General features: G+C 70.2%; 21 protein-coding genes and 1 tRNA gene. 7 read left to right on the plus strand and 15 right to left on the minus strand.

The features are described 5' to 3' along the window. Positions 1 to 24 precede the first annotated feature (24 nt). From E9934_RS14040 to E9934_RS14055, 4 genes are all read left to right on the plus strand, one after another. Positions 25 to 828, plus strand: coding sequence for an SURF1 family protein (locus tag E9934_RS14040; protein WP_136563528.1), 804 nt, complete (start codon positions 25 to 27; stop codon positions 826 to 828). After that, the gene (locus E9934_RS14045) at positions 825 to 1,190 is read left to right on the plus strand and encodes a DUF3817 domain-containing protein (protein WP_202977313.1); all 366 of its coding nucleotides are present in this window, start codon (positions 825 to 827) and stop codon (positions 1,188 to 1,190) included. Before E9934_RS14040 ends, E9934_RS14045 begins: the two co-directional genes overlap by 4 nt. 322 nt (positions 1,191 to 1,512) lie before the next feature. Further along, positions 1,513 to 2,013, plus strand: a complete 501-nt coding sequence (locus tag E9934_RS14050; RefSeq protein WP_136563529.1) for a peptidylprolyl isomerase — start codon at positions 1,513 to 1,515, stop codon at positions 2,011 to 2,013. Positions 2,014 to 2,032: 19 nt separating this feature from the next. Then, complete coding sequence (locus tag E9934_RS14055; protein ID WP_136563530.1) at positions 2,033 to 2,953, plus strand: rhomboid family intramembrane serine protease; 921 nt, start codon at positions 2,033 to 2,035, stop codon at positions 2,951 to 2,953. A 422-nt stretch (positions 2,954 to 3,375) separates the two neighbouring features. Here the strand turns inward: E9934_RS14055 and E9934_RS14060 are convergent, their stop codons facing one another. Further along, entirely contained in the window at positions 3,376 to 3,882 is a 507-nt protein-coding gene (locus E9934_RS14060; RefSeq protein ID WP_238694960.1) for a cell division protein CrgA, read from the minus strand. 79 nt (positions 3,883 to 3,961) lie between these two features. On the opposite strand from E9934_RS14060, the gene E9934_RS14065 reads away from it, so the two are divergent. Next, complete coding sequence (locus tag E9934_RS14065; RefSeq protein ID WP_238694961.1) at positions 3,962 to 4,741, plus strand: DUF881 domain-containing protein; 780 nt, start codon at positions 3,962 to 3,964, stop codon at positions 4,739 to 4,741. A 24-nt stretch (positions 4,742 to 4,765) separates the two neighbouring features. Here the strand turns inward: E9934_RS14065 and pknB are convergent, their stop codons facing one another. The 7 genes from pknB to E9934_RS19665 are packed head-to-tail and all read right to left on the minus strand — an operon-like array spanning position 4,766 to position 13,867. Further along, on the minus strand, positions 4,766 to 6,646 hold the full coding sequence (pknB, locus tag E9934_RS14070) for a Stk1 family PASTA domain-containing Ser/Thr kinase (RefSeq protein WP_136563532.1): 1,881 nt from the start codon (positions 6,644 to 6,646) through the stop codon (positions 4,766 to 4,768). Then, complete coding sequence (locus tag E9934_RS14075; RefSeq protein WP_136563533.1) at positions 6,643 to 8,154, minus strand: serine/threonine-protein kinase; 1,512 nt, start codon at positions 8,152 to 8,154, stop codon at positions 6,643 to 6,645. The genes pknB and E9934_RS14075 overlap by 4 nt, the downstream gene beginning before the upstream one ends. After that, entirely contained in the window at positions 8,151 to 9,662 is a 1,512-nt protein-coding gene (locus E9934_RS14080) for a peptidoglycan D,D-transpeptidase FtsI family protein (RefSeq protein WP_136563534.1), read from the minus strand. The genes E9934_RS14075 and E9934_RS14080 overlap by 4 nt, the downstream gene beginning before the upstream one ends. Then, positions 9,659 to 11,053: an FtsW/RodA/SpoVE family cell cycle protein gene (locus tag E9934_RS14085; protein WP_136563535.1), complete on the minus strand. Its 1,395-nt coding sequence runs from the start codon at positions 11,051 to 11,053 to the stop codon at positions 9,659 to 9,661. Before E9934_RS14085 ends, E9934_RS14080 begins: the two co-directional genes overlap by 4 nt. A 15-nt stretch (positions 11,054 to 11,068) precedes the next feature. Further along, positions 11,069 to 12,658, minus strand: coding sequence for a PP2C family protein-serine/threonine phosphatase (locus tag E9934_RS14090; RefSeq protein ID WP_238694962.1), 1,590 nt, complete (start codon positions 12,656 to 12,658; stop codon positions 11,069 to 11,071). Then, entirely contained in the window at positions 12,659 to 13,126 is a 468-nt protein-coding gene (locus E9934_RS14095; RefSeq protein WP_136563536.1) for an FHA domain-containing protein FhaB/FipA, read from the minus strand. A 6-nt stretch (positions 13,127 to 13,132) separates the two neighbouring features. After that, entirely contained in the window at positions 13,133 to 13,867 is a 735-nt protein-coding gene (locus E9934_RS19665; protein ID WP_158295008.1) for an FhaA domain-containing protein, read from the minus strand. Between the two features lie 164 nt (positions 13,868 to 14,031). On the opposite strand from E9934_RS19665, the gene E9934_RS14105 reads away from it, so the two are divergent. Next, positions 14,032 to 14,115: transfer RNA gene (locus E9934_RS14105), tRNA-Leu, on the plus strand. 180 nt (positions 14,116 to 14,295) lie between these two features. Further along, complete coding sequence (locus E9934_RS14110; protein WP_136563537.1) at positions 14,296 to 15,141, plus strand: hypothetical protein; 846 nt, start codon at positions 14,296 to 14,298, stop codon at positions 15,139 to 15,141. Between the two features lie 177 nt (positions 15,142 to 15,318). Here E9934_RS14110 and E9934_RS14115 read toward each other — a convergent pair whose 3' ends face one another. The 7 genes from E9934_RS14115 to E9934_RS14145 form a co-directional block, all read right to left on the minus strand. Continuing rightward, positions 15,319 to 16,428 (minus strand): HNH endonuclease family protein, encoded by a 1,110-nt coding sequence (locus E9934_RS14115; RefSeq protein WP_136563538.1) that lies wholly within the window; start codon positions 16,426 to 16,428, stop codon positions 15,319 to 15,321. Then, the gene (locus E9934_RS14120) at positions 16,428 to 17,540 is read right to left on the minus strand and encodes an adenine-specific methyltransferase EcoRI family protein (protein WP_136563539.1); all 1,113 of its coding nucleotides are present in this window, start codon (positions 17,538 to 17,540) and stop codon (positions 16,428 to 16,430) included. The genes E9934_RS14115 and E9934_RS14120 overlap by 1 nt, the downstream gene beginning before the upstream one ends. 55 nt (positions 17,541 to 17,595) lie before the next feature. Continuing rightward, positions 17,596 to 19,104 (minus strand): hypothetical protein, encoded by a 1,509-nt coding sequence (locus E9934_RS14125; protein ID WP_136563540.1) that lies wholly within the window; start codon positions 19,102 to 19,104, stop codon positions 17,596 to 17,598. Then, a complete protein-coding gene (locus tag E9934_RS14130) occupies positions 19,101 to 19,676 on the minus strand; it encodes a hypothetical protein (RefSeq protein WP_136563541.1) in 576 nt (191 codons plus the stop codon). Before E9934_RS14130 ends, E9934_RS14125 begins: the two co-directional genes overlap by 4 nt. Beyond that, entirely contained in the window at positions 19,673 to 20,671 is a 999-nt protein-coding gene (locus E9934_RS14135; RefSeq protein WP_136563542.1) for a hypothetical protein, read from the minus strand. Before E9934_RS14135 ends, E9934_RS14130 begins: the two co-directional genes overlap by 4 nt. Positions 20,672 to 20,709: 38 nt before the next feature. Further along, complete coding sequence (locus E9934_RS14140; RefSeq protein WP_136563543.1) at positions 20,710 to 21,042, minus strand: hypothetical protein; 333 nt, start codon at positions 21,040 to 21,042, stop codon at positions 20,710 to 20,712. 151 nt (positions 21,043 to 21,193) lie between these two features. After that, the gene (locus E9934_RS14145; RefSeq protein WP_136563544.1) at positions 21,194 to 21,619 is read right to left on the minus strand and encodes a hypothetical protein; all 426 of its coding nucleotides are present in this window, start codon (positions 21,617 to 21,619) and stop codon (positions 21,194 to 21,196) included. Positions 21,620 to 21,646: the final 27 nt, after the last annotated feature.

Consider the following 21,646-nt stretch of genomic DNA (forward strand, 5'->3'; position numbering starts at 1 on the left):
GCAGCGTCCACGTACCCTGACGACGTGGTGCGGTGGTGGAGCGTGCGGTTGTGGGGCGCCCACCTGCTCGGACTCCTCTGCGTCGGCATCGCGGTCGGCATGGGCGTGTGGCAGTACGACGCCTTCCAGCAGCGCCGCGCCGCCGAGCGCCTCGACCTCACCCACGCCGACCCGGTCGCCTTCGCCGACGTCCTCGGCCCCGACGACCCATTCCCCGCCAAGGACGTCGGCCGGCCCGTCGACGTCGCCGGCACGTGGCTGCCCGAGGGCACCGTGCTGATCGCCGGCCGTGCGGGCGAGGACGAGCACGCCGGCGAGGACGGCCGCTGGGTGGTGACGCCACTGACCGTCGGCGGCCCGGACGAGCCGGCCGTGCCCGTCGTCCGCGGCTGGGTGCCCGCCGGCACCGACCTCGCCGACCTCGGCCCGGCCCCCACCGGGGAGGCCGAGGTCCACGGCTGGGTCCAGCCCGTCGAGGGCACCGGCGAGACCGACGACGACCCGAGCGACGACGTACTCCCGCAGCTGCGGACCGCCGACCTGGTCCAGCGCGTCGACGTCGACCTCTACGGCGCCTACGTCATCGCCGAGGAGACGACGACCGCCGACACCGCGGCCGGCATCGTCCCGGCCTCCCTCGACCAGCTACCGCCGGCCAGCCGTTTCACCGGCCTGCGCAACGTCCTCTACGCCGTCGAATGGTGGGTGTTCGCGGCCTTCGCCGCGTTCATCTGGTTCCGCCATGTGCGCGACACCACGCGGGAGCCCGAGCCCGGGCAGCCCGACGGCGGGACGGGCGAGGACGACGCCGTACCCTCGACCGCGTGAAGACGAACCTGCTCGCCTACCGCGTGATGGCGACCATCGTCGGCGTCCTGCTCGTCGTGCTGTGCCTCATCGGTCTGCCGCTGCACTACGGCCACCTGGTCAGCGACGCCGCGTGGCTCGCCGAAGGCACCGGCGACGGCTGGCAGATCGGCTCCGACATCTCCGCCTACCTCGGCGTCGCGCACGGCTGGCTCTACATGCTCTTCCTCATCGCGGCGTTCCTGCTGTCGCGACGGGCGGACTGGACCAACGGCTTCACCGTCGTCACCCTGCTGATGGGCACCGTGCCCGTGCTCAGCTTCTGGTCCGAGCACCGCGCGACCCGGCGGGTCAAGGACGAGTACGCCGCCGAGCTCGTCTAGCTCCCAGGTCATCGAGGAGCGAGCGCCAGCGAGCGTCTCGAGATGCCGGTGCGGACCTGGCGGAGTTGACCACAGCGGTCTCGAGACGCCCCGCTCGTTCCTCGCGGGGCTCCTCGACCACCGAAGTGGGTCAGGCGGGGTCGTCGGCGGAGATCCAGACCTCGTCGCCCCCACCGGCCTGGAGGCGCTTGGCGATGGCGGCGACGGCCGCTCCGAGCACGGCGACCAGCAGCAGCTTCTTCATGCGCCCATCATAGGATCGTGCACGTCGCCGGGCACCGATGCCCGGCGGCCACCCACCACGGAGAAGAGGCAGAACCCCATGGCTGAGAAGGCCGTCCTCAAGACGAACCACGGCGACATCGCCATCACCCTGTTTCCCAACCACGCCCCCGAGACCGTCGCGAACTTCGCGGGCCTCGCGACCGGCGAGAAGGCCAACTCCGCGCGCGCCGCGGGCGAGCCGTTCTATGACGGCCTCACCTTCCACCGCATCATCCCCGGCTTCATGATCCAGGGCGGCTGCCCGCAGGGCACCGGCACCGGCGGCCCCGGCTACCAGTTCAAGGACGAGCCGCACCCCGAGCTCACCTTCGACAAGCCCTACCTGCTCGCGATGGCCAACGCCGGCCCGGGCACCAACGGCTCGCAGTTCTTCATCACCGTCGGCGCGACCACCTGGCTGAACTTCAAGCACACCATCTTCGGTGAGGTCGCCGACCAGGCCGGCCGCGACGTCGTCGACGCCATCGCCGGTGTCGCCACGGGCCGCAACGACAAGCCCGTCGAGCCGGTCGTCATCGAGTCCGTCGAGATCAGCTGAGTCCTCCCGGAGCCATCGCATGACCAACCCTCCGGTCGGGGTGCCGACCTGCTACCGGCACCCCGACCGCGAGACGGGCATCCGCTGCCAGCGCTGCGAACGTCCGATCTGCCCGGACTGCATGAACCAGGCGTCCGTCGGCTTCCAGTGCCCCTCCTGCGTCGCCGAAGGGCGCGCGTCGGTGCGCCAGGCGCGCACGGCGTACGGCGGCGTCCGCACCACGAACCCCGGGTTCGTCACCCTCGTCCTCATCGGCGTCAACGCCCTGGTGTGGATCCTCATCACCGCGACGGGTCGCTACACCAGCAAGCTCTTCGAGCTCTTCGCGCTCGTGCCCGTCGGCAGCTGCCGCGAGGACGACGGCACCTACTACCCGAGCGTCACCGAGCAGGTCTGCTCCTCCAGCACCACGGCCCACTGGGCCGACGGGGTCAGTGACGGCGCCTACTGGCAGCTCGTCACGTCGACGTTCGCCCACGTCGAGCCATGGCACCTCGGCTTCAACATGCTCGCCCTGTGGGTGCTCGGTCCTCAGCTCGAGACGATCCTCGGCCGCACCCGCTACCTCGCGCTCTACCTGCTCTCCGGCCTCGCCGGCTCCGTCGCCGTCCTCTGGCTCTCCGCCGAGCAGAGCAGCACCGTCGGCGCCTCGGGCGCGGTCTTCGGCCTGATGGGCGCGCTCGTCGTCGTCGGCCTCAAGGTCGGCGGCAACGTGCAGGGGCTGCTGATGTGGATCGGCATCAACGTCGTCCTGACGTTCACGCTCTCCAACGTCTCCTGGCAGGGCCACTTCGGCGGCCTCGCCGGCGGTGCCCTGATCGCCGCGATCCTCGCCTATGCCCCGCGCGAGAAACGCACGGAGGTCCAGGTGGCCGGCCTCAGCGCGGTCGGTGTCCTGCTGCTCGTCGCCGCGCTGCTGCGCACCCTCGCCCTCACCTGAGCCTGCCCGGCCCCCGTCGGTCGAGGAGCCCCGCGAGGGACGAGCGGGCGTCTCGAGACCTCTGTGGTTGTCTCCGCAAGGTTCGCACAGGCATCTCGTGACGCTCGCTGGCGCTCGCTCCTCGATGACCGGGGGTCCTGCGCTCGCTCCTCGATGAACGGGGATGGCCGGGGCTGGTTCCGCGACGACCGGGTATCAGCAGGTCGTCGTTGTCCCCAGGTTTATCCACTGCTGTGGAGGAATGACACGGGTGTAGTTCTGTCCCCAGCGGTGGAAAACCCTGTGGAAAACGCACTGACCCGGCCAGCATTCGATGCTGACCGGGTCTCGTGACGCCCGACACGGCTTCGTTCCTCAGCCGCGGCGTGCTCCTCGACCTTCGGGCCCTGTCCGCGGCCTCGCAAGCTCGGCCGCGGGGGCCCTCACTCCCAGCGGGTGGCGAAGGCGAAGCCGACGGCCATGAAGCCGATGCCGACGAAGAGGTTCTTCTGACCCAGGTCGACCAGGATCGGGACGTCCTTGGTGTTGTCGGCGTCGCCGGTCAGGAAGATGTAGAACAGGCAGATCCAGACCAGGCCGATGACGAAGCAGCCGAGCATGCCCACGACCACGCCGCGGCCGCGGCCGAGCGGGGTGGACGGGTGCGCGGAGATCATCAGGCCGAGGAAGTAGGCGATGAAGCCGATCAGGTAGTTCTTCATCTCCAGGTCGGCGAAGAAGGACGGACCGCCCGGCTGCAGCGGCTTGCCGTCGGAGCCGATGGCCTCCCAGCCGCCCTCGGGACGGATGCCGAACCAGGTGTAGAGGATCCAGCCGATGCCGCCGATCATGAGCACCAGCGCGATGGCGAAGCGGGGCGACATCACCGGGCCGCGGTCGGGCGCGAGGACGTCGCGCTCCTTGCTCTTCAGGCGGGGCAGCTTCGCCACGACAGGGCTCCTCAGCAGACTTCGACTCGAGTGACGGGGCCTGACGACGTGCCGTGGACCCGTGATGGACACTGTCAGTATGACGGGTACGCAGACGGAGGCACCCGCCGGTCGGCCCCCGGGACGTACGCGGGCCTGGCGGATCGGCACACCGGTCGTCGGCGTGCTCAGTGGAGCGCTGCTCGCGGTCTCCGCCGTCAACGCCGACGGCACCGACCTGCGCCCGGGCCGCTACACCGATCTCGCGGGCCTGGTGCAGGCCGAGGCCGAGGACTACCAGCGCGTCGAGGAGCGCTTCACCGAGCTCTCCGAGGAGGTCGACCGGCTCGGCGCCGACGTCGACGACGAGCGGGTCGAGCAGGCGCGCGACGAGATCGACGACCTCCAGGACCCGGCGGGCATGACGCCGCGCTCGGGGGAGGGCCTGACGATCACGCTGTCCGACTCACCCGACGAGCTCTTCGAGGCCGCGATCGAGGACGACACGATCAACCTCAACCGCTATGTCGTGCACCAGCAGGACATCCAGGCCGTCGTCAACGCGCTGTGGTCCGGCGGCGCCACGGCCGTCACGATCGCGGGTCAACGGGTGATCTCCACGACCGGGATCAAGTGCCGCGGCAACGCCGTGCAGCTGCAGGGTGTCCCCTATCCGCAGCCCTACGTCATCCAGGCCGTCGGCGACCAGGTCGACCTGCTCGACGCCGTCGACGGCGATCCCCTGGTCACGGGCTATCGCGACGACTCCGTCGACCCGGCGATCGGGATCGGCTGGGAGATGGAGACCGAGGACGCGGTCACGGCGCCGGCGTACGACGGCCTGCTCGACCTGCAGTACGCCCGACCGTTGCGCCGCTGAGCAGGCTGAGTCCCAGCCCGCCCGTCACGGAGGGCCGGGATCGACGATGCCCGGGTCGAGCGGGTCGGTCGGGCTGGTGCCGTCGGTGACCTCCTGCCCGTCGCTGATCCCGTCACCGTCGCTGTCGGGGTTGGCCGGATCGGTGCCGAGCGCCGTCTCCTCCTCGTCGGTCAGGCCGTCGCTGTCGCTGTCGACCGGCTCCGGCGGCGGCACGTAGGTGGAGACGTAGATGACCACGTCCTTGCCCTGCTCGAGGGTCTCGTCGGCGCCGGGGAACTGATCGACGACGATTCCCTTCTTCTGCCGGTCGTCGGTGGCGGGCAGCTTGCGCACCACGGGGTTGAAGCCGGCCTCCCGGAGCTGGCGCATCGCCTCGGCCTGGGTGTCACCGACGACGTCGGGGACCTCCTCGGGCCCGTCGGAGACGCACAGCGTGACCATCGCGTCGGTGCCGATCGGCTCGTTGGCGGCCGGCGTCTGCTCGACGACCGTGCCGGCCGGCTCGTCGGAGTCGGTGCACTCGGTGATGGTGATGTTGCGGCGCGGGATCTCTGCCGCCATCAGCGTCTCGATGGCCGCCTTGCGCTTGGCGTCGATCACCGACGGCATCGGGAAGTCGCACGAGCCGGTCGACCAGGTGAGATAGACGGTGGTGCCGGGGTCGGCGTACTCGTTGCGGTCGGGGTCCTGGCGGATCACCTGACCGCTCTCGAAGTCGTCGTTGCACTCGGTCGCGGTGTCGTCGACCTCGAAACCGGCGTCGCCCAGCTTGTCGCGCGCGATGTCCGTCGTGTCGCGCACGACGTCGGGCACCTTGACCTGGGTCGGGGTGTCGTCGAAGAGCTTGGGCAGCACCCAGAACGCCGTGCCCAGCAGCGCGAGGACCACGATGCCGAGCAGGCCCCACAGCCACGCCCTGGTGCGGCGGTGGTCGTCCTGGGTGGGCGGCAGCGGCGGACGCACGGCCGTCTCGTGGGTCGGCGGGGTGGCGAGCACCGGCGCCGGGGCGGCACCGACCGCGGCCTGCACCGGGCGGCCCGCGAGATAGCGCTCGATGTCGGCGCGCATCTGCGCCGCGGACTGATAGCGGTCCTCGACCCGCTTGGCGAGCGCCTTCATCACGATCGCGTCGACCTGCGGGGTCAGGTCGGCCTCGTGCCGCGACGGAGGTACGGCGGGCTCGCGCACGTGCTGATAGGCGACCGCCACGGGGGAGTCGCCGACGAAGGGCGGGCGACCGGTCAGCAGCTCGTAGAGCAGGCACCCGGCGGAGTAGACGTCGGAGCGGGAGTCGACGGTCTCGCCGCGAGCCTGCTCGGGCGAGAGATACTGCGCCGTGCCGACCACGGCCGCGGTCTGCGTCATCGACGACTGGGCGTCGCTGATCGCGCGCGCGATGCCGAAGTCCATCACCTTCACGTCACCCGACGGGGTGAGCATGACGTTGCCGGGCTTGATGTCGCGGTGGATGATCCCCGCGCGGTGGCTGTAGTCGAGGGCCGACAGCACGCCGCTGGTGATCTCGAGGGCCCGCTCGGGCAGGATCTTGCGGCCCTCACGGAGGATGTCGCGCAGGGTGCGCCCGGCGACGTACTCCATGACGATGTAGGGCACGACCTCCGAGCTGCCGTCGGCCTGGACGGTGCGCTCCTCGCCGGTGTCATAGACCGACACGATGGCGGGGTGGTTGAGCGAGGCCGACGACTGCGCCTCGCGGCGGAAGCGGGCCTGGAAGGTGGCGTCGCTGGCGAGGTCGCTGCGCAGGCGCTTGACCGCGACGATCCGGCCGAGCCGGGTGTCGGTGCCCTTGCGGACCTCGGCCATGCCGCCGCGGCCGAGGAGCTCGGCGAGCTCGTAGCGGCCGCCGACGGTGGGGCCGTTGGCGCCGTCGCCGGTGGTGCTCATGGGGTCTCTCCTGGGTCAGAGGCGCTGTCGGTGGGATCGACCGAGGCGGTGTCGCTCGGCTCCTCGGTCGCCGGCGGCGGTCCGTAGTAGAAGACCGTGACCGAGGCGTTCTCGTCGACCACCCCGTTGCGCGAGAAGCTCTGGACGGTGCCCTCCGGGCAGCTGCCGTCGTTGTCGACGGGCGCCCAGTCGACCAGGGTGAGGCCGGCGTTGCGCAGGTCGTCGACCGCGGTCTCGTAGTCGATCGAGCAGATGTAGGCGCTGTCGTCGACGTCGATGGTGACGGCCTCGCTGGTCGTCTCGGTGGTCTCGGGCTCCGACGGCGGGGTGCTGGACGGCGGCTGGCTCGACGGGGTCGAGGCCGAGGAGCTGGTGTCGTCGGCGACGGTGCCGGGCTCGTCGTCGCCGCCGAGCAGCAGCGCCGCGGCCACGATCCCCGCGATCACGAGCAGCAGGACGGCCAGGACGATCGGCCACACGGGCTTGCGGTCGCGCTCCTCCGGCTCATCCGGCCGGCCCTGGTAGGCCGAGGGCTGGTCCAGGCGCCGCATCGGTGCGGACGCGGCCGGGGAGGGCACGGGGATCGGCGCGGGCACGGGCGGGAGGACCTGGGTGGAGCCGCCCGCCGGGGCGGCCGCGGCCCGGCCGGCGTTGCCGCTGCGCAGCGCCGCGGCAAAGGCCGCACCGTCGGCGAACCGCTCGGTCGGCTCCTTCGCGAGCGCGCGGGTCACCACGGCGGCCAGGCCCGGCGGCACGTCGTCGGGCAGGTCCGGGACCGGCTGCTGCAGGTGCGCGAGCGCCGTCGCGACGGGCGTCTCGGCCTCGAACGGGCGGCGGCCCGCCAGGCACTCGAAGGCGACCACGCCGAGGGAATAGACGTCGGAGGCCGGGGTCGACGGGTTGCCGCGCGCCTGCTCGGGGCTGAGGTACTGCGGCGTGCCCATCACCGAGCCGGTGCGCGTCAGCGCGGCCGCGTCGGCGGCCCGGGCGATCCCGAAGTCGGTGATCTTGACGGTGCGGTCGGCGGTGACGAGCAGGTTGGCGGGCTTGACGTCGCGGTGGACGATCCCGGCCGCGTGGGCCACGGCCAGCGCCTCGCCGGCCTGCGCCATCAGGTCGACCACGACCGACTGGTCGAGCGTGCGCCCGGCCGCGCGGGCGTTGGCGATCAGGGTCGAGAGCGGCTGACCCTCGACCAGCTCCATGACGAGGTACGGCGGCAGCTCGCGGCCGCCGAAGTCCGTGCTGGTGCCGCCGGAGCCGTAGTCGTAGACCCCGGCGATGCCGGGGTGGTGCAGGGCGGCGGCGCTGCGCGCCTCCGCCTCGAAGCGGGTGCGGAAGAGCTGGTCGTCGGCGTACTCGGGCTTGAGGACCTTGACCGCGACGGGTCGGTTGAGCCGGGTGTCGGTGCCACGCCAGACGACGCCCATGCCGCCGGTCGCGATGACCGAGTCGAGGTGATAGCGCTGCGCCGGGTCGGCGTAGTCGTTGCCCTGGTTGGTGGTCACTGCTGCAACACCGCTTCCATCACTGCCTTCGCGATCGGGCCTCCGAGCTGGCCGCCCGAGATGTCCTTGCCCGGTGCTTCCTGGATCATCACGGCCACCGCGACCTCGGCGTTCTCGGCCGGCCCGAACGAGACGAACCAGCCGTAGGGCGCCTTGCCCTCGACGCCGCGCTGCGCGGTGCCGGTCTTGCCGGCGACGCTGACACCGTCGATGGCGGCGGGGGAGGCCGTGCCGTTGTCGACGGTCGAGACGAGCAGCTCGGTCAGCTGCGACGCGGTCTGCGACGAGATGGCCTCCCGCAGCTCCTCCGGCTCGGTCGTCTCCAGCACGTCGAAGGTCGCGGTCTGCACCTCCTGCACCAGGTAGGGGCGCATCAGGGAGCCGTTGTTGGCGATCGCGGCCATCACCATCGCCATCTGCAGGGGCGTCGACTGCACCGAGAACTGGCCGAAGCCCGAGCGGGCGGTCTCGGCGTCGTTGAGCTCGCGCGGGTCCTGCTGCTCGCCGTCGATCGTGTCGACGACCTCCTCGGGAAACACCGAGCGCGCCTGCGGGCTGAGGTCCTCGAGGTAGTCGCTGTTGAAGCCGAAGGCCTCGGCCTGCTCGCGCAGCGTCTCCGGCCCCACCTCGACCGCCATCTTCGCGAAGGCGGTGTTGCAGGAGTCCTCCATCGCCGTCGCGAACTCGATGGTCTCCGGACTGCAGCCCGTGCGGCCCTCGTCGTCGATCACGTTGCCCTCGCCGGTCGTGCCCGGCGCCTGCCAGGTCGCGCCCGACTCCCCCTCGTCGTCGGCGTCATAGACACCGCTCTCGATCGCGGCCGCCGCCGTCACGACCTTGAAGGTCGAGCCGGGGAAGAGCCGGGTCTGGATGGCCCGGTTGAGCAGCGGCTCGTGGTCGTTGGCGGCGAGCCGGTCATAGGCATCCTCCCGCTCGGCGGAGCTGTGGGAGGCCAACTCGTTGGGGTCGTACGACGGGAAGGACACCATCGCCAGGATGCGACCCGTGCGCGGCTCGATGGCCACCACCGCGCCCTCGCCCTCGGGACCGACGGTGTCGCGCAGGCTCTGGAACGCCGCGCGCTGCGCCTTCGGGTTGAGGGTCAGCAGCACGTTGCCGCCCTGGTTGGTGTCGCCCTTGAGCAGGTCGACCAGCCGGTTGACGAACAGCCGCGGGTCCTCGCCGGAGAGCACGTCGTTCTGGCTGCGCTCGATGCCCGTCTGGCTGCCGAGCTGGAGGTAGCCGGTGACGTGGGCATAGGGCTGGCGCTGCGGATAGACGCGGAGGAACTCGTACTGGTCGTCGACCGGCTCGCTGCGCGCGACCGGGTTGTCGCCGACCAGGATCAGGCCCCGCTCGCGACTGAACGCCGCCGCCGCGACCCGGGCGTTCTTGGGGTCGGTGTTGAGCTCCTTGGCCTTGAAGAACTGCAGGTAGGTCACGTTGGCCATCAGCGCGACGAAGAGCAGCATGCAGAAGATCGAGACGGTGCGGATCGGCTTGTTCATCGCACTCCCTCCTTGACGACCTTCACGACCTGCGTGGCCTGCTCGTCCACGTCCTCGTCCTCCTGGCTGAGGTCCGGCAGCGGTCGCCGGGCCTGGTCGGAGATGCGCAACAGGATCGCGATGATCACCCAGTTGGCGACGAGTGACGAGCCGCCGTAGGACAGGAACGGGGTGGTGAGACCGGTCAGCGGGATCAGTCGCGTCACGCCACCGACGACCACGAACACCTGGAGTGCGAAGATCGCGCCGAGGCCGGTGGCGACCAACTTGCCGAAGCCGTCGCGGGAGATCAGCGCCGCGCGCAGGGCGCGCTCGACGACGAGGCCATAGAGCAGCAGCACCGCCATCACCGCGGTGAGTCCGAGCTCCTCGCCGATCGCGGCGAGGATGAAGTCGGACTCGGCGTAGGGGACCCGCTCGGGCATGCCCTGACCGAGGCCACGGCCGACCATGCCGCCCCAGGCGAAGCCATAGAGCGCCTGCACCAGCTGGTAGCCGCTGCCGTTGGGGTCGGCGAACGGGTCGAGCCAGATGTCCACGCGGTTCTGGACGTGGCTGAAGACCCGGAACGCGATCGCGGCGCCGCTGAAGAAGAGCAGCCCGCCGACGACCAGCCAGCCGGGTCGCTCGGTGGCGACGTAGAGCATGACGAGGAAGAGGCCGAAGAACAGCAGGCTGGAGCCGAGGTCGCGCTGCAGCACGAGGATGCCGAGGCTGACCAGCCACATCATCAGGATCGGGCCGAGGTCGCGGCCCCGGGGGAGGTCGACGAAGACCAGGCGGCGACCGGCCAGCGCCAGCGCGTCGCGGTGCACCACCAGGTAGCCGGCGAAGGTGATCACCAGCAGCACCTTGGCGACCTCGCCCGGCTGGAAGCTGAAGGGGCCGACCGCGATCCAGATCTTTGCGCCGTTGATCTCGGTGCCCAGGCCCGGGAGCATCGGCAGGCACAGCAGCACGATCGCGGTCAGGCCCGAGGTGTAGGTGAAGCGGGCCAGCAGGCGGTGGTCGGGCAGCACGACCAGGGTGCCGATGAAGAGCGCCACCCCGAGGGTCATCCAGGTCAGCTGCTGGCTGGCCAGGCCGGTGTCCTTGGCGAGGTCGAGCCGATGGATGATCGCCAGGCCCAGGCCGTTGAGGGCCGCGACCACGGGCAGCAGCACCGGGTCGGCGTAGGGCGCGACGATGCGGACCGCGACGTGGGCGGCGACGACCAGCGCGGCCAGCCAGCCGCCGTAGGCGATGAGGTTGGTGGGGACCTCTCCGTCGACGCCGAGACCGACGGCGGCGTAGGCGCCGATCCCGACGATGAGCGCGAGGATCAGCAAGAAGAGCTCCGCGCCCCGCCGGCGGCGGTGCACGAAACCCATCAGTGCGGAGTTGGTCGCCATGTCAGCCCGTGACGATCACTCGGTCGGGGTCGTGTCGTCGCGGGAGCTGTTGACGCCACTGCCGCCGCCGCTGCCGAGACCGGCGCCGTTGCCGGCACCGCTGACCGACTCGCTGGGGGCGGTGGGGGCAGGACTGGCCGGGGGCTCCTCGAGGTCGTCACCGGACTCCTCGGACTCTGCTGCTGCCTGGGCGATCCGCTCGATCCGCTCGCGGGCGGCGTCGGCGTCGTCGGCGTCGGGCATGTCGTCGACCTGCTCCTGCTGGAGCATCGGCAGGTCGTCATAGACGACGTCGGAGCGCTCGTGGACGTGGTTGAGACCGGGCACGTTGACGCCCTGGAAGATGACGACGCGGCCGTCGTCCTCGCCGATGTAGTACTGCTGCTGGCTCCACCAGTAGGCCGTGCCCAGCGCGATCCACACCATCCCGATCAGCACGACGAGCACCATCGCCCGTCGACCCCACACGAAACGCGGCGGCGCCTGCGGCGCATAGCGCATCGCCTCGGGATCGATCAGCGGGTCCTCGGGGATCGCGTGGTCCAGGCCCTCGGGGATGTCGGCGTCGATCGGCTCGATCTCGCCGGTGTCGTTGCGGCCGCGGAAGAGCGGGCGACGGCGCTGCTTGAGCTCGGCCGCTGCGCCGACGACCACGGGTGCGGCGGTGACGCCGTCGGCCGCCGCGCCGTCGAGTACGTCGGCCACGACGCAGGTGACGTTGTCGGAGCTGCCCGCGTCGAGGCTGGCCCGGACCAGCTCCGTGGCCGCGGCCTCCGGCGTCGTGTCGGTGAGCAGGGCCGCGATCTCGTGGTCCTCCAGCACGCCGCACGCGCCGTCGCTGCAGAGGAACAGCCGGTCGCCGACGACGAGCTCGAGCGCGAACAGGTCGGGCTCCACGTCGTGCAGCCCGTCGAGCGCCTTGAGGATGAGGTTGCGATGGGGGTGGACCCGCGCCTCCTCGGGCGTGATCCGGCCCTCGTCGATGAGGCTCTGGACGAAGGTGTGGTCGTTGGTGAGCTGGGAGATCTCGCCGTCGCGCAGCAGGTAGGCACGTGAGTCGCCGACGTGGCCCAGGGCCAGGCGGTGACCGTCGAAGAGGGCGACCGTGGCCGTCGTACTCGTGCCGTTGAGGGAGGGGTCGTGGTCGACCTGCGAGCCGATCGAGACGTGGGCCTCGTGCAGGCCGTCGTTGACGCGCTCGACGAGGTCGACCGACCCGGCGGGCTCGTCGAGCTGGCGCAGCTCGTTGATGGCGGTGCTGGAGGCGATGTCGCCGCGGGCGGCGCCACCGACGCCGTCGCAGACCGCGAGCAGCCACGGCCCGGCGTAGCCGGAGTCCTGGTTGTCCTTGCGGACCCGGCCGACGTCGGAGACGGCGTGGAAGTCGAGGCGCAGCAGGCTCGGGGCGACGGCCGGGTTGTCGACCGTGTCGGGCGACAGCGCACCGATGACCTGGGTGTCGCCCGCGCCACCGGGCTGGGACGGGTCGAGGACGGGTCGCTCGGCGGTGGCGTCCATCGGCGGGTCCATCGGCGGATTCGTCGGCGGGTCGAGGGTGGTCTCGACGGTCGGGTCCGGCTCGCTCGCGGGCGTGGGGTCGGGCATCTACTTCCTCAGCTCCACGATGGTCTTTCCGATCCGGATCTGCGAGCCGAGGCCCACGGGGACGGGCTGGGTGAGTCGCTGACTGCCGAGATAGGTGCCGTTGGTGGAGCCGAGGTCCTCGACGTACCACTGCCCGGAGGAGGAGACGATCCGCGCGTGGCGGGTGGAGACGTAGTCGTCGTCGAGCCGGATGGCCGCGTCGTTGCCGCGGCCGATGAGGATGGGGGCCTGGGCGAGGTCGGCGGTGATGCCGGTGTTGACGCCCTGGACGACGGCCACGTGGGTCGGCTGGCCGCGGCGCGGGGTCGGCGTCTTGGCCGGCTTGGGTGCCTTGCCGGGAGGCGCCGCGGGCGAGGGCACGCGGGCGCCGAACATGTCGGAGCGGATCACGGAGATCGCCGACAGCACGAAGATCCACAGGATCGCCAGGTAGGCGATGCGGACCAGGAAGAGGGTCAACTCAGACATCGTCGGTCACCGGTCCGTCTCCTCCATGAGGCGCAGCACGAGCGAGGTGTGCCCGATCTGGACGCGCGAGCCGTCGCGCAGGGCCGAGCGGGCGACCTTCTGCCCGTCGACCCGGATGCCGTTGGTCGATCCCATGTCGTGCACCTCGACGTGGACGGGGCCGGCGCCCGGCGCGTAGCCGTCGCCGACCTGCGTGGTGATGAGGAACTCGGCGTGGCGCCGACTCACCCCCGGGTCGTTGATCCGCAGGTCCGCCTCGCTGCCCCGGCCCACGACGAGCCCCGGCGCCTGCAGCGGGTGCTGCGTGCCGTTGACCTCGAGCACGGCGCGGGTGCGCTGCGAGCTGGTCTCCCGCGCGCTGCCGGTGACGGCCGCCTCGGCCTGGCTGCGGATCCGGAAGCGGCCCGTGCCGAGGTCGGCCGCGGACTCGAAGACGATCCGGATCGGGCCGGGGAAGACGTAGGACTGGAGCTCGGCATGGTCGGTGAGCTGCTCGGCGAGCTCGGCCGCCAGCGTCGAGTCGTAGGGCGCCAGCCGCTCCAGGTCGCCCGCCGAGAGCTCGACGACGAAGCTGTTGGGCACCAGCCGCCGCTGCCGTGAGAGCACCTGCGACTGGTTGTCGAGCTCACGCTGCAGGGCCGCCGCGATCTCGACCGGCTGGACCGCGCTGCGGAAGGTGCGCGCGAACGCACCGGAGATCGCCTGCTCGAGTCGCTGCTCGAAGCGCTGCAGTCCACCCACGCCGGCCCCTCCTTCCGCGCTCGCCGGACCGACCGGCCCTCGCGGATGAGGGTCCAGCCATTCGCTCGATCGTATCGGTGGGGCCGCACGGACCCCCGCACCTCGCGGCCGACAGCGCGGTTTTGGGCCCTGAGACCGGCTGGGATAGCCTTGCGACGCTTCACGCGCGAGTGGCGGAATAGGCAGACGCGCACGGTTCAGGTCCGTGTGTCCGAAAGGACGTGGGGGTTCAACTCCCCCCTCGCGCACGTGGCGGCGGTAACCCGCTGACCAGCTGAAACACCGGAGAGCCCCGGCCCGAGAGGGCTGGGGCTCTCTGCGGTTCCGGTCCTCATGGACACGGCGTGGACACGGCCGCGAGATCAACGCTCGCTCGTGGCGTCTTATCACCCACGTATGCAACAGTCGGGGCAACGAGGGGAGAACCGATGACAGTAGTCGTCGCCGTGGTGTCATCTGACGGCATCGCGCTCGCGAGTGACAGCGCCACTACTCAGACGCGGACACTGAATGGCGTCACCAGCACAAACAACATCTGGAACAGCGCGAACAAGATCTTCAACCTTCGCAAGACGTGGCCCCTCGCGGCTCTGACCTTCGGTAGGGCTGACATAGAGGGGCTATCGATCGCCTCGCACGCGAAAGACCTGCGATGTCGGCTGACCGGCACAGTCGATGACCCCGACGTGGCGGTACTCGATCCGGCCGCGTTCACGGTCGAGCAAGTCGCGCAAGCCATGGCGGATTACTTCCAGCCAAGATGCGACGCCGAGCCGAATGGCGGAACGCTTGGCTTCTTAGTCGCTGGGATCGGAGCCACCGAGAAGTCCCCCGAGGTCTGGGATGTTCTACTCGACGGCCTCGGAGGCAGGAACATGAATCAAGTTCTTCCGCCCGGCGAAACGGGCATCGTCCATCAAGGGATGACGGACGCGATCACCCGGCTGGTAGATGGTGCTGGGCAAGGTCTAGGGCACGTCCTAGAGGCGATGGGTGCCCTCCCGCCTGGCGCAGGCGAACCCTTCGCGGAGACCGTGCGTGACGGGCTACGCATGGACTGGGCGTGGCCGGGCATGCCCTTGGGTGAGACGATTGACATGGCGAAGTTCTTGGTGGACACCCAGATCAACTTCACCCGGTTCATGCCTGGCGATGCCATAGTGGGCGGACCGGTTGAGATCGCCGCCCTGACTAAGCACGAAGGCTTCAAGTGGGTCGAGCGCAAGCACTACTACCCGCCAGAGTTGAACCCGACGATCCACGGAGGCGAGTGATGGACCAGCAGAACGCGATGCGGGTACGGGTCTCCGGCAAGAGCGGCACGTCCACGCCGCGGAAGGCAGCATCGGCGGTGACCCCAGTGCGGGTGTCGGGGTCCTCAGTCCGCAAGTCTGCCACCCCAGTCCCACCGGTCAGGCTCCGTCAGAAGAAGTCCTGAACCCTGTTCCGTCTCAGACGTCCCACTTCTTGCGGTTGCACGGCTGGCACAGCATCACGCAGTTCTCGGCGACGGTCTTGCCGCCCTTGCTCCACGGCGTCTTATGGTCGGCCTGCATCTGCTCGATCTCGAAGTGCTTACCGCAGCCGGGGCAGATGCCCTTCTGCTGCTCGTAGGCGGTGCGGCGCATCCGGTCATCGAACGCGCGAATGGAGAGTTTGTTCTCGTCGCCGGTCAGGACGTACTCGTAGGCACCCCGGTTGCTGGTGACGTCAGGATCAGCCATGAGCGCGGATACCTGCTTCTCCAGTTCGGCGGGGTCCAGCTTGACGTCCTTGTAGGTGTTGTACAGCGGACCCCACTTGACCGACTTCATCTCCGAGCGCTTCTTTGGAAAGGTGGTCTCGACCCAGTCGATGACGCCCTTGAAGTACAGCCACAGCTCGTTGGCGTTGCTGTCGTCCTGGTGGTCACGCATGTACTCGTCGACCTTGCCGTCGTTGATCCACTCGATGGCGGTCTCCAGATAATCCTGGCGGATGGGCGACCCGGACATGTAGTCGCTGGCGATCTGGTAGGCCGGACAGCCCGTCTTGCTGAAGTACCTCTTCGCCGCCGAGACCCACGGCCCGTGGTAGACCGCGTTTCGCAACTCCTGGTTGGTGAGCTTCTCGCCAGCGATGTTGATTGTCTTGAACCAGTCGAGCTTCTCTGAGTCGGTGCCCTCACAGAGGTAGACCATCAACTCGTAGTCAAGGATCTGTTCCTGCTGGTCGTCCTGGAGGTTGTGAAAGGCCATCTGGTGACCATCGATCTCGATGGAGAAGTCCCCCTCGACGTACTGGCAGATCGAGATGGTGCGCTGCTGGCCGTCGATGACCTCGAAGGTGCCGTCCGGCTCGCCGTCCTTAACGTTAACTGCCCAGTACATGACGTTGAGCGGGAACTTCTTCCGTACGGTCTCGATAACGGCGGCGCGCTGCTTGTCTTTGTAGACGAACTCACGTTGGTAAGCCGGGCGGATGTCGAGGTTCCCGTCATAGCCGGTAACGCCCGCCTCATCGTTGTCCTCGTAGGCCTCGACGAGATCGCGGATCTTGATGCGCTTCAGGTCGATTTCCATCAAGCGTCCTTCCGGCGGATGAAGATCCGCTTGTAGGTTGCCTGGACGATGTGACCGTCGTCGTTGATGAAGTAGTTCTTCTTGCCATCGTTGCCCGCGAGATTGGCGTTCTCGTTGGTCTTTCCGCCGGAGGAACCTGTAGGCGTGCCGTCGGGTCGCATCTCCCGATAATCGTCGTACTTCTTGGTGTCCGGGACCGCATCATGGCAACCGCGCTGTGTCGTGCCGAGGATCTCGAACTGGTCGGGATTGTGCTTGTCGAGGAACGTGACGGGCACACCCATGACACCCGCGTAGTCCTCGGGTATCTCGCTTGTCTTGTTGACCTCGATCGCGTCGTAGTTGTCATACGTCGGATATGTCTTGGGGTCATACTTGCGGAAGAGGAGCAGCTCCTCGTGACGTTTGGCGATGTCGAGGTTGGTGAACCAACATGCGTTGCCGAGGCTGCGCCACGCCTGACCGTGCTCATCGACCCAGTAGCGCGTCTCGCGAGCTTCATAGTGGTTCGGGACTCGGAACTTCATGTCTCCGTTGTTGACGCCCAACCACATCTTGTTGGCCGCGATCAGCGGAAACGTCTCCTTGTAGGTGATCGCACCTTGATTGCCAACGATGAGGAACTTCTTCTCGTGCTGCATCAACTGAGCGACGTATTCGCGGAACAGACTGAAGGGCGGATTGGTGACGACGATGTCGGCCTGCTTGAGCAGCTCTATGCTCTCGGCGCTGCGGAAGTCGCCATCTCCTTGCAGAGGCTCTATCCCAATCTCGTCGGGATCTGGAACACGGTTGTTGTTCTTGTCGCCCTCGTACTCCAGATAGATCGCTCGCTCAGAGTCATACTGACTGAACAGGTCCGCATCCTGGCTCTTGTAGCAGGACGCGATCAGTTTCTTGAGGCCGAGCTTCTCGAAGTTATAGCTGAAGTAGCGGAAGAAGTTGCTCTCCCGAGGGTCGTCGCAGTTGAGGTAGACGACCTTGCCCTTGAAGTGTTTGCGGTAGTGCCGCAACTCCTTCTCGATGTCTGACAACTCTGTGTAGAACTCGTCTTGCTTCGCACCTTTGGCAGCGTTCAAGTGTCGGATCACAGAGCGCGTAGGCGTCGTCACAGTCTGAACCCTAACGCTCTGCGGGGACAGCGGTAGGCGAGCAACGCGCTGCGCGTCAACGACGGGCGTTCACCCGCTTCGGGTCGTTGGCGGAGCCGGGGACAAGCAGGCCGAGCCCCGCGAGACGCTGGGCGCGCGTCCGCTCTCGGGCCGCCTGCCGGACGGCAAGGCGTGCGGGCAATGTGGGGCGAGCGTCGTGCAGGGTGCGGACCACGGCGGGGCGGCCGATCGGCGACCAGATCGCGCCCGGGCCGCTGTCCGGCTGGGCGGTGAGGTCGGCCAGGACCATGCCCACGGCGGTCAGCACGTCGTCATGCGTGCCGGGCGGGTTGCTCATCTTCACCGTGCCCGGACCGGTCTCCACCAGCCGCACGGTCGAGGCCTCGGCGCGTAGCTCGTCGTCGTCTGGCAGCTCTACGGCCCGGTCGCGCAGCGCGACGAACAGCGAGCGCGCCAGCTTGTCAGCCCCGGCCGAGCTGAACACGTACTCAACCGGTCGGACCCCGGCGCGGGCGAGGTTGCCGGTCATCTGCTCGGCCTGCATCCGGTCGAACCGGAGCCGCCGCACCCGGTACTCGCGGCAGAGCCGGAGCGTTGCCGACTCCACCTCGGACAGATCGACCCGGCCGCCCGTACCCTCGCCTGGCCGCCATGAGAGCACGCGGTCAATCACTACGACGCGGCCCGATGCCCGCCGCTCGGCGTGACCCACGGCGAGCCCGGTCAGATCGCGTCGAGTGCCCACGTCGAGCGCCGCGACGTACTCCACCCCTGGAACGGGCGGCAGAGTCAGCGACCCGCCACGGATGCACGCGGCCACGTCCTCGGGCGTGGTCAACGCGTCGTCGCCCTCGGCCCACTCGCAGAGGATGAGCCGCCGCCACTCGCTCGCAGTCAGGTCGGCCCGGGTCGCCTCCACGTCCTCGGCCGTCCACCACGGGGCGGGGCCTGGCCGGAGCGAGGTCCGCCAGTAGGGCGAGGCCGTCGCGTCCTGCCAGACCTTCGCGCCGAGCGAGCTGGGCGAGCCCGCCGTGCCGATCGCCACCAACCGTGAGCCGGGCACCTTGGGAACGGCCGAGCTGATCGCGGCCCACAGCGCGCGATGGTTAGTCGTCGCGGGCCACATGCCCAGCTCGTCGCACACCGTGAGCCACGGCCGCAGCCCGTAGGCCGATGCGCCGTCGCTCGCCTCAACCGCGAGGCTCGCGCCGGTCGCCCGCACCGTCACAGAGCGTGCCGACACCTCAACCGCGCCACCGAGCCCGGAGCGGCCCACGAGCCCGCCGATCGTGTCGAGCAGGATTCGCGACTGCCCGGCGTCCACGGCGTACGCGTGGGAGCGCGAGCGGTCCGGGGCACGGGTGAGCAGCAGCGCCAGGGCAACAGCCGCCGCGTCGGTCGTCTTACTCATGCCCCTGCCCCGGAGCGCGTAGTGCCGTCGAGGGTCGTCGGCGAGCATCGCGGCGGCGTCGTCGCGCTGCCAGTCGGTCGCGCTGCTGCCCCACGTATGCCCCGTGTCCAACACCAGCCCCGAGAGCAGTGCCAGCGGGTCGGGCGCGGTCACGATGCCGCCTCGCGCTCGCGGGCGTAGGCGTCGAGGTGCTGACCGAGCACCTCGGCCGCGAGATCTGGCGCGGCGGTCTCGCGTTGGGCGAGAGCCTGCCGCCCGCGTTCGGCCAGGGCATCGAGGTCCACGGCGAGCACCGAGGCGGCGGCGCGCTCTCGCGCGAGCGCGGCCTCCGAGCGAGGGTCGAGCCCGAGCGTGGCCCGGTGCCGGGCGGCGGCGTTCTCAAGCCGGGTGAGCCAGGAGAGCACGGCCTCGCGCGGCTTGCCGGTGTCGGGGTCGAGCGGCCCCACCTCGGCAACGTGACGGCGCATTAGCGCAGCTTGAGCCTCGGCGGTGGCCCACGCGGCCACCGCCTCGGGGTACGCGCCCAGGTCGGGCCGGTCCTCGGTGAGCCCGGCCGCGAGCCGCTGGGCGAGGTCGCCATAGACCCGAGGCGAGCGAGCGCCCGACGTGGCGCGCGCGAGGTTGCCGGGCGCGAACGGAGGGCGGGTGCCCTTCGCCGGGATGCCGGACGGCGGCCCATGCCCCGGACCACCAGCCGGGGTGAAGGAGCCCTTCGGCCACGTCATGCCACCAACTCCGAGAGGTCGAGGTGGGCCCAGGGCTGGGCGTTCGGGCGCGGGGGCGTCGCGTGGCGAGCGCGAGCGGCGTAGACCAGAGCGCCCCAGCCGGTCAGCCCGGGAACGCGGCCAACAGCGTGGGCGAGCGCGGCGCGCAACCGCTGGGCGGCAGCCTCACGCCCTGTCGCGGTCAGGTGCTCGGCGAGGGCACGCTCAAGCGCGGTCGGTCCCACCGCGCCCACCGAGTCCAGCGCCTCGGAGCACGGCGGGCACACGTGGCCCGTGACGCGCGCCGGGCCACGCTGGCCGCCGAGGTTGCCGGGCGAGGCGGAGAGGGTCCGCCACACGAGCCGCTGAGCAGCCTCGCGACCACCGACCCGGGCAACCTGAGCGGCGGGCACTGTCACCTCTCCGACTCCGCACAGCAGACAGCCGCCGGGCGCGGGCACGTCGGGCTCCCAGTAGTGGACCGTGGGCGAGGTAAGAGCCACGTCCGGCGAGCACTCGGTCAGCCGCTCGCGCAGCAGCGCCGCATAGGCGGCTCGGAGGTCGGCCCGGGCACTCTCACTGACGTGCGACCAGGCCTCGCGCGCGTGCTTGCCCGGCCGTGCGCCCACTTCCCAGCGAGCCGCGCCGCCGGGGTGGGCGAGGTGGCGCAGCAGCGCCGAGAGATCCGCCTCGGTCACCTTCTCCGGCAGCGGCATGCCGAGCAGCACGAGCGCGGAGAGCGCCGCCTCGGTCCGGTCGTCGGCGATGTTGCCGAGCCGCCCGCGCACGGCGGGGTGCGCGTCGAGCAGCGCGCGAGCGCGGTCCCGGAGCGTGCGGCACTCGGCGCAGCGGGTCAGGGGCGCGCTCGCGATGTGACGCCCGATCCGCCCATCCGGCCGCGCCGCGTAGACCGGGACAGTGACCACGGGCTCACCCCGGTCGGGCTCGGTCCGCACCCCGCAGCCGGGGCACGCGTGCTCGGTGAGCGGCGGCTCGGCCGTCGTCGTCTCGGTCATGGCGGGTTCCTCTCGGTGGTCGGCGGGTGCTGAGGTCGTCATGAGCGGCGCACCTCCCGCTCAATCTCGCGGCGCGCGGCCTCGGCGGCCTCGCCACCGATCGACAGCCGATAGCCCCGGATGATCTGCCGTTCCTCGGCGGTCAGTGCCTCGGTCGTGGTGGTCAACTTGGTGAGCGCCTGCTCGCGCTGCGTGTGGTAGCCCCGCGTCGGGGTTGGCGACTTCGGCTTGCGCCGGCGGTTCGGCGGCTGCGGCTTGCGCAGCGGGTCGCGAGCGGGAGGCGCCTCGGGCTGGGGCAGCGGGTCCAGGGCACCGGAGCGCCCCAGCGCCTCCCGGTAACGGTGGGCGGGTGAGGTCGGTTCGCGGCTCATCGTGGGTCCTCTCTGGGGGCTGAATCGGGACGGCTACGTGTCCGTTCACGTGTCCGTTTCGGGCCGGAGTGGTGGACGCTCGCGCGTCTGCGCAGGTCAGTGGATCGCGCAGCGGTACGGGCGCACGGTCGGCAACCGTGCGCGGGGCCGGTCATGGCGGGTCCTCGGGCGCGAACGCCCGGGGGTCGAAGTGCCGCCGGTCGTCGTCGGTGAAGATCGCCGGACAGTCGGGCGCGTGCGTGGTGCCGACCTTGACCGGCAGGACGTGCCACTGGCCGGGGTGCTCCGGCGTCGGTGAGTCCGGGGTGATGCTCGGAACCGCCGAGCACAGCGGGCACCGGCCGGTCGTGTTGCTCACGACGCGCGCGAGGTAGCGGCGGCGTACGTCGAGCGGGGCCGAGGGCAGCAGCGCCGGGAGCGCAGTCAACGGGCCGCCCTCGCCTCCGGCCCGCCAGACGGACCAGCCCGGCGGGGCCGGTGCGTCGGTCAGCCGGTCGAGCTGGGGCCAGTGACCCGGCGGCGCGAGCACGCCCTCCCAGAGCCGCACCAGAGCGGCGCGCGAGTCAGCAACGTTCATCGGTCATCACCTCCGGCCGCGCACGCG

The organism is Nocardioides caeni (assembly GCF_004912195.1).
Taxonomy (GTDB): Bacteria; Actinomycetota; Actinomycetes; order Propionibacteriales; family Nocardioidaceae; genus Nocardioides; species Nocardioides caeni.

Coding starts and splice junctions, on each gene's coding strand:
- E9934_RS14145 (WP_136563544.1), bottom strand. CDS start 21,619: ATGAACGTTGCTGACTCGCGCGCCGCTCTGGTGCGGCTCTGGGAGGGC.
- E9934_RS14055 (WP_136563530.1), top strand. CDS start 2,033: ATGACCAACCCTCCGGTCGGGGTGCCGACCTGCTACCGGCACCCCGAC.
- pknB (WP_136563532.1), bottom strand. CDS start 6,646: ATGAGCACCACCGGCGACGGCGCCAACGGCCCCACCGTCGGCGGCCGC.
- E9934_RS14130 (WP_136563541.1), bottom strand. CDS start 19,676: ATGACGTGGCCGAAGGGCTCCTTCACCCCGGCTGGTGGTCCGGGGCAT.
- E9934_RS14140 (WP_136563543.1), bottom strand. CDS start 21,042: ATGAGCCGCGAACCGACCTCACCCGCCCACCGTTACCGGGAGGCGCTG.
- E9934_RS14115 (WP_136563538.1), bottom strand. CDS start 16,428: ATGGAAATCGACCTGAAGCGCATCAAGATCCGCGATCTCGTCGAGGCC.
- E9934_RS14090 (WP_238694962.1), bottom strand. CDS start 12,658: ATGCCCGACCCCACGCCCGCGAGCGAGCCGGACCCGACCGTCGAGACC.
- E9934_RS14135 (WP_136563542.1), bottom strand. CDS start 20,671: ATGACCGAGACGACGACGGCCGAGCCGCCGCTCACCGAGCACGCGTGC.
- E9934_RS14050 (WP_136563529.1), top strand. CDS start 1,513: ATGGCTGAGAAGGCCGTCCTCAAGACGAACCACGGCGACATCGCCATC.
- E9934_RS14080 (WP_136563534.1), bottom strand. CDS start 9,662: ATGAACAAGCCGATCCGCACCGTCTCGATCTTCTGCATGCTGCTCTTC.
- E9934_RS14110 (WP_136563537.1), top strand. CDS start 14,296: ATGACAGTAGTCGTCGCCGTGGTGTCATCTGACGGCATCGCGCTCGCG.
- E9934_RS14085 (WP_136563535.1), bottom strand. CDS start 11,053: ATGGCGACCAACTCCGCACTGATGGGTTTCGTGCACCGCCGCCGGCGG.
- E9934_RS14065 (WP_238694961.1), top strand. CDS start 3,962: ATGACGGGTACGCAGACGGAGGCACCCGCCGGTCGGCCCCCGGGACGT.
- E9934_RS14095 (WP_136563536.1), bottom strand. CDS start 13,126: ATGTCTGAGTTGACCCTCTTCCTGGTCCGCATCGCCTACCTGGCGATC.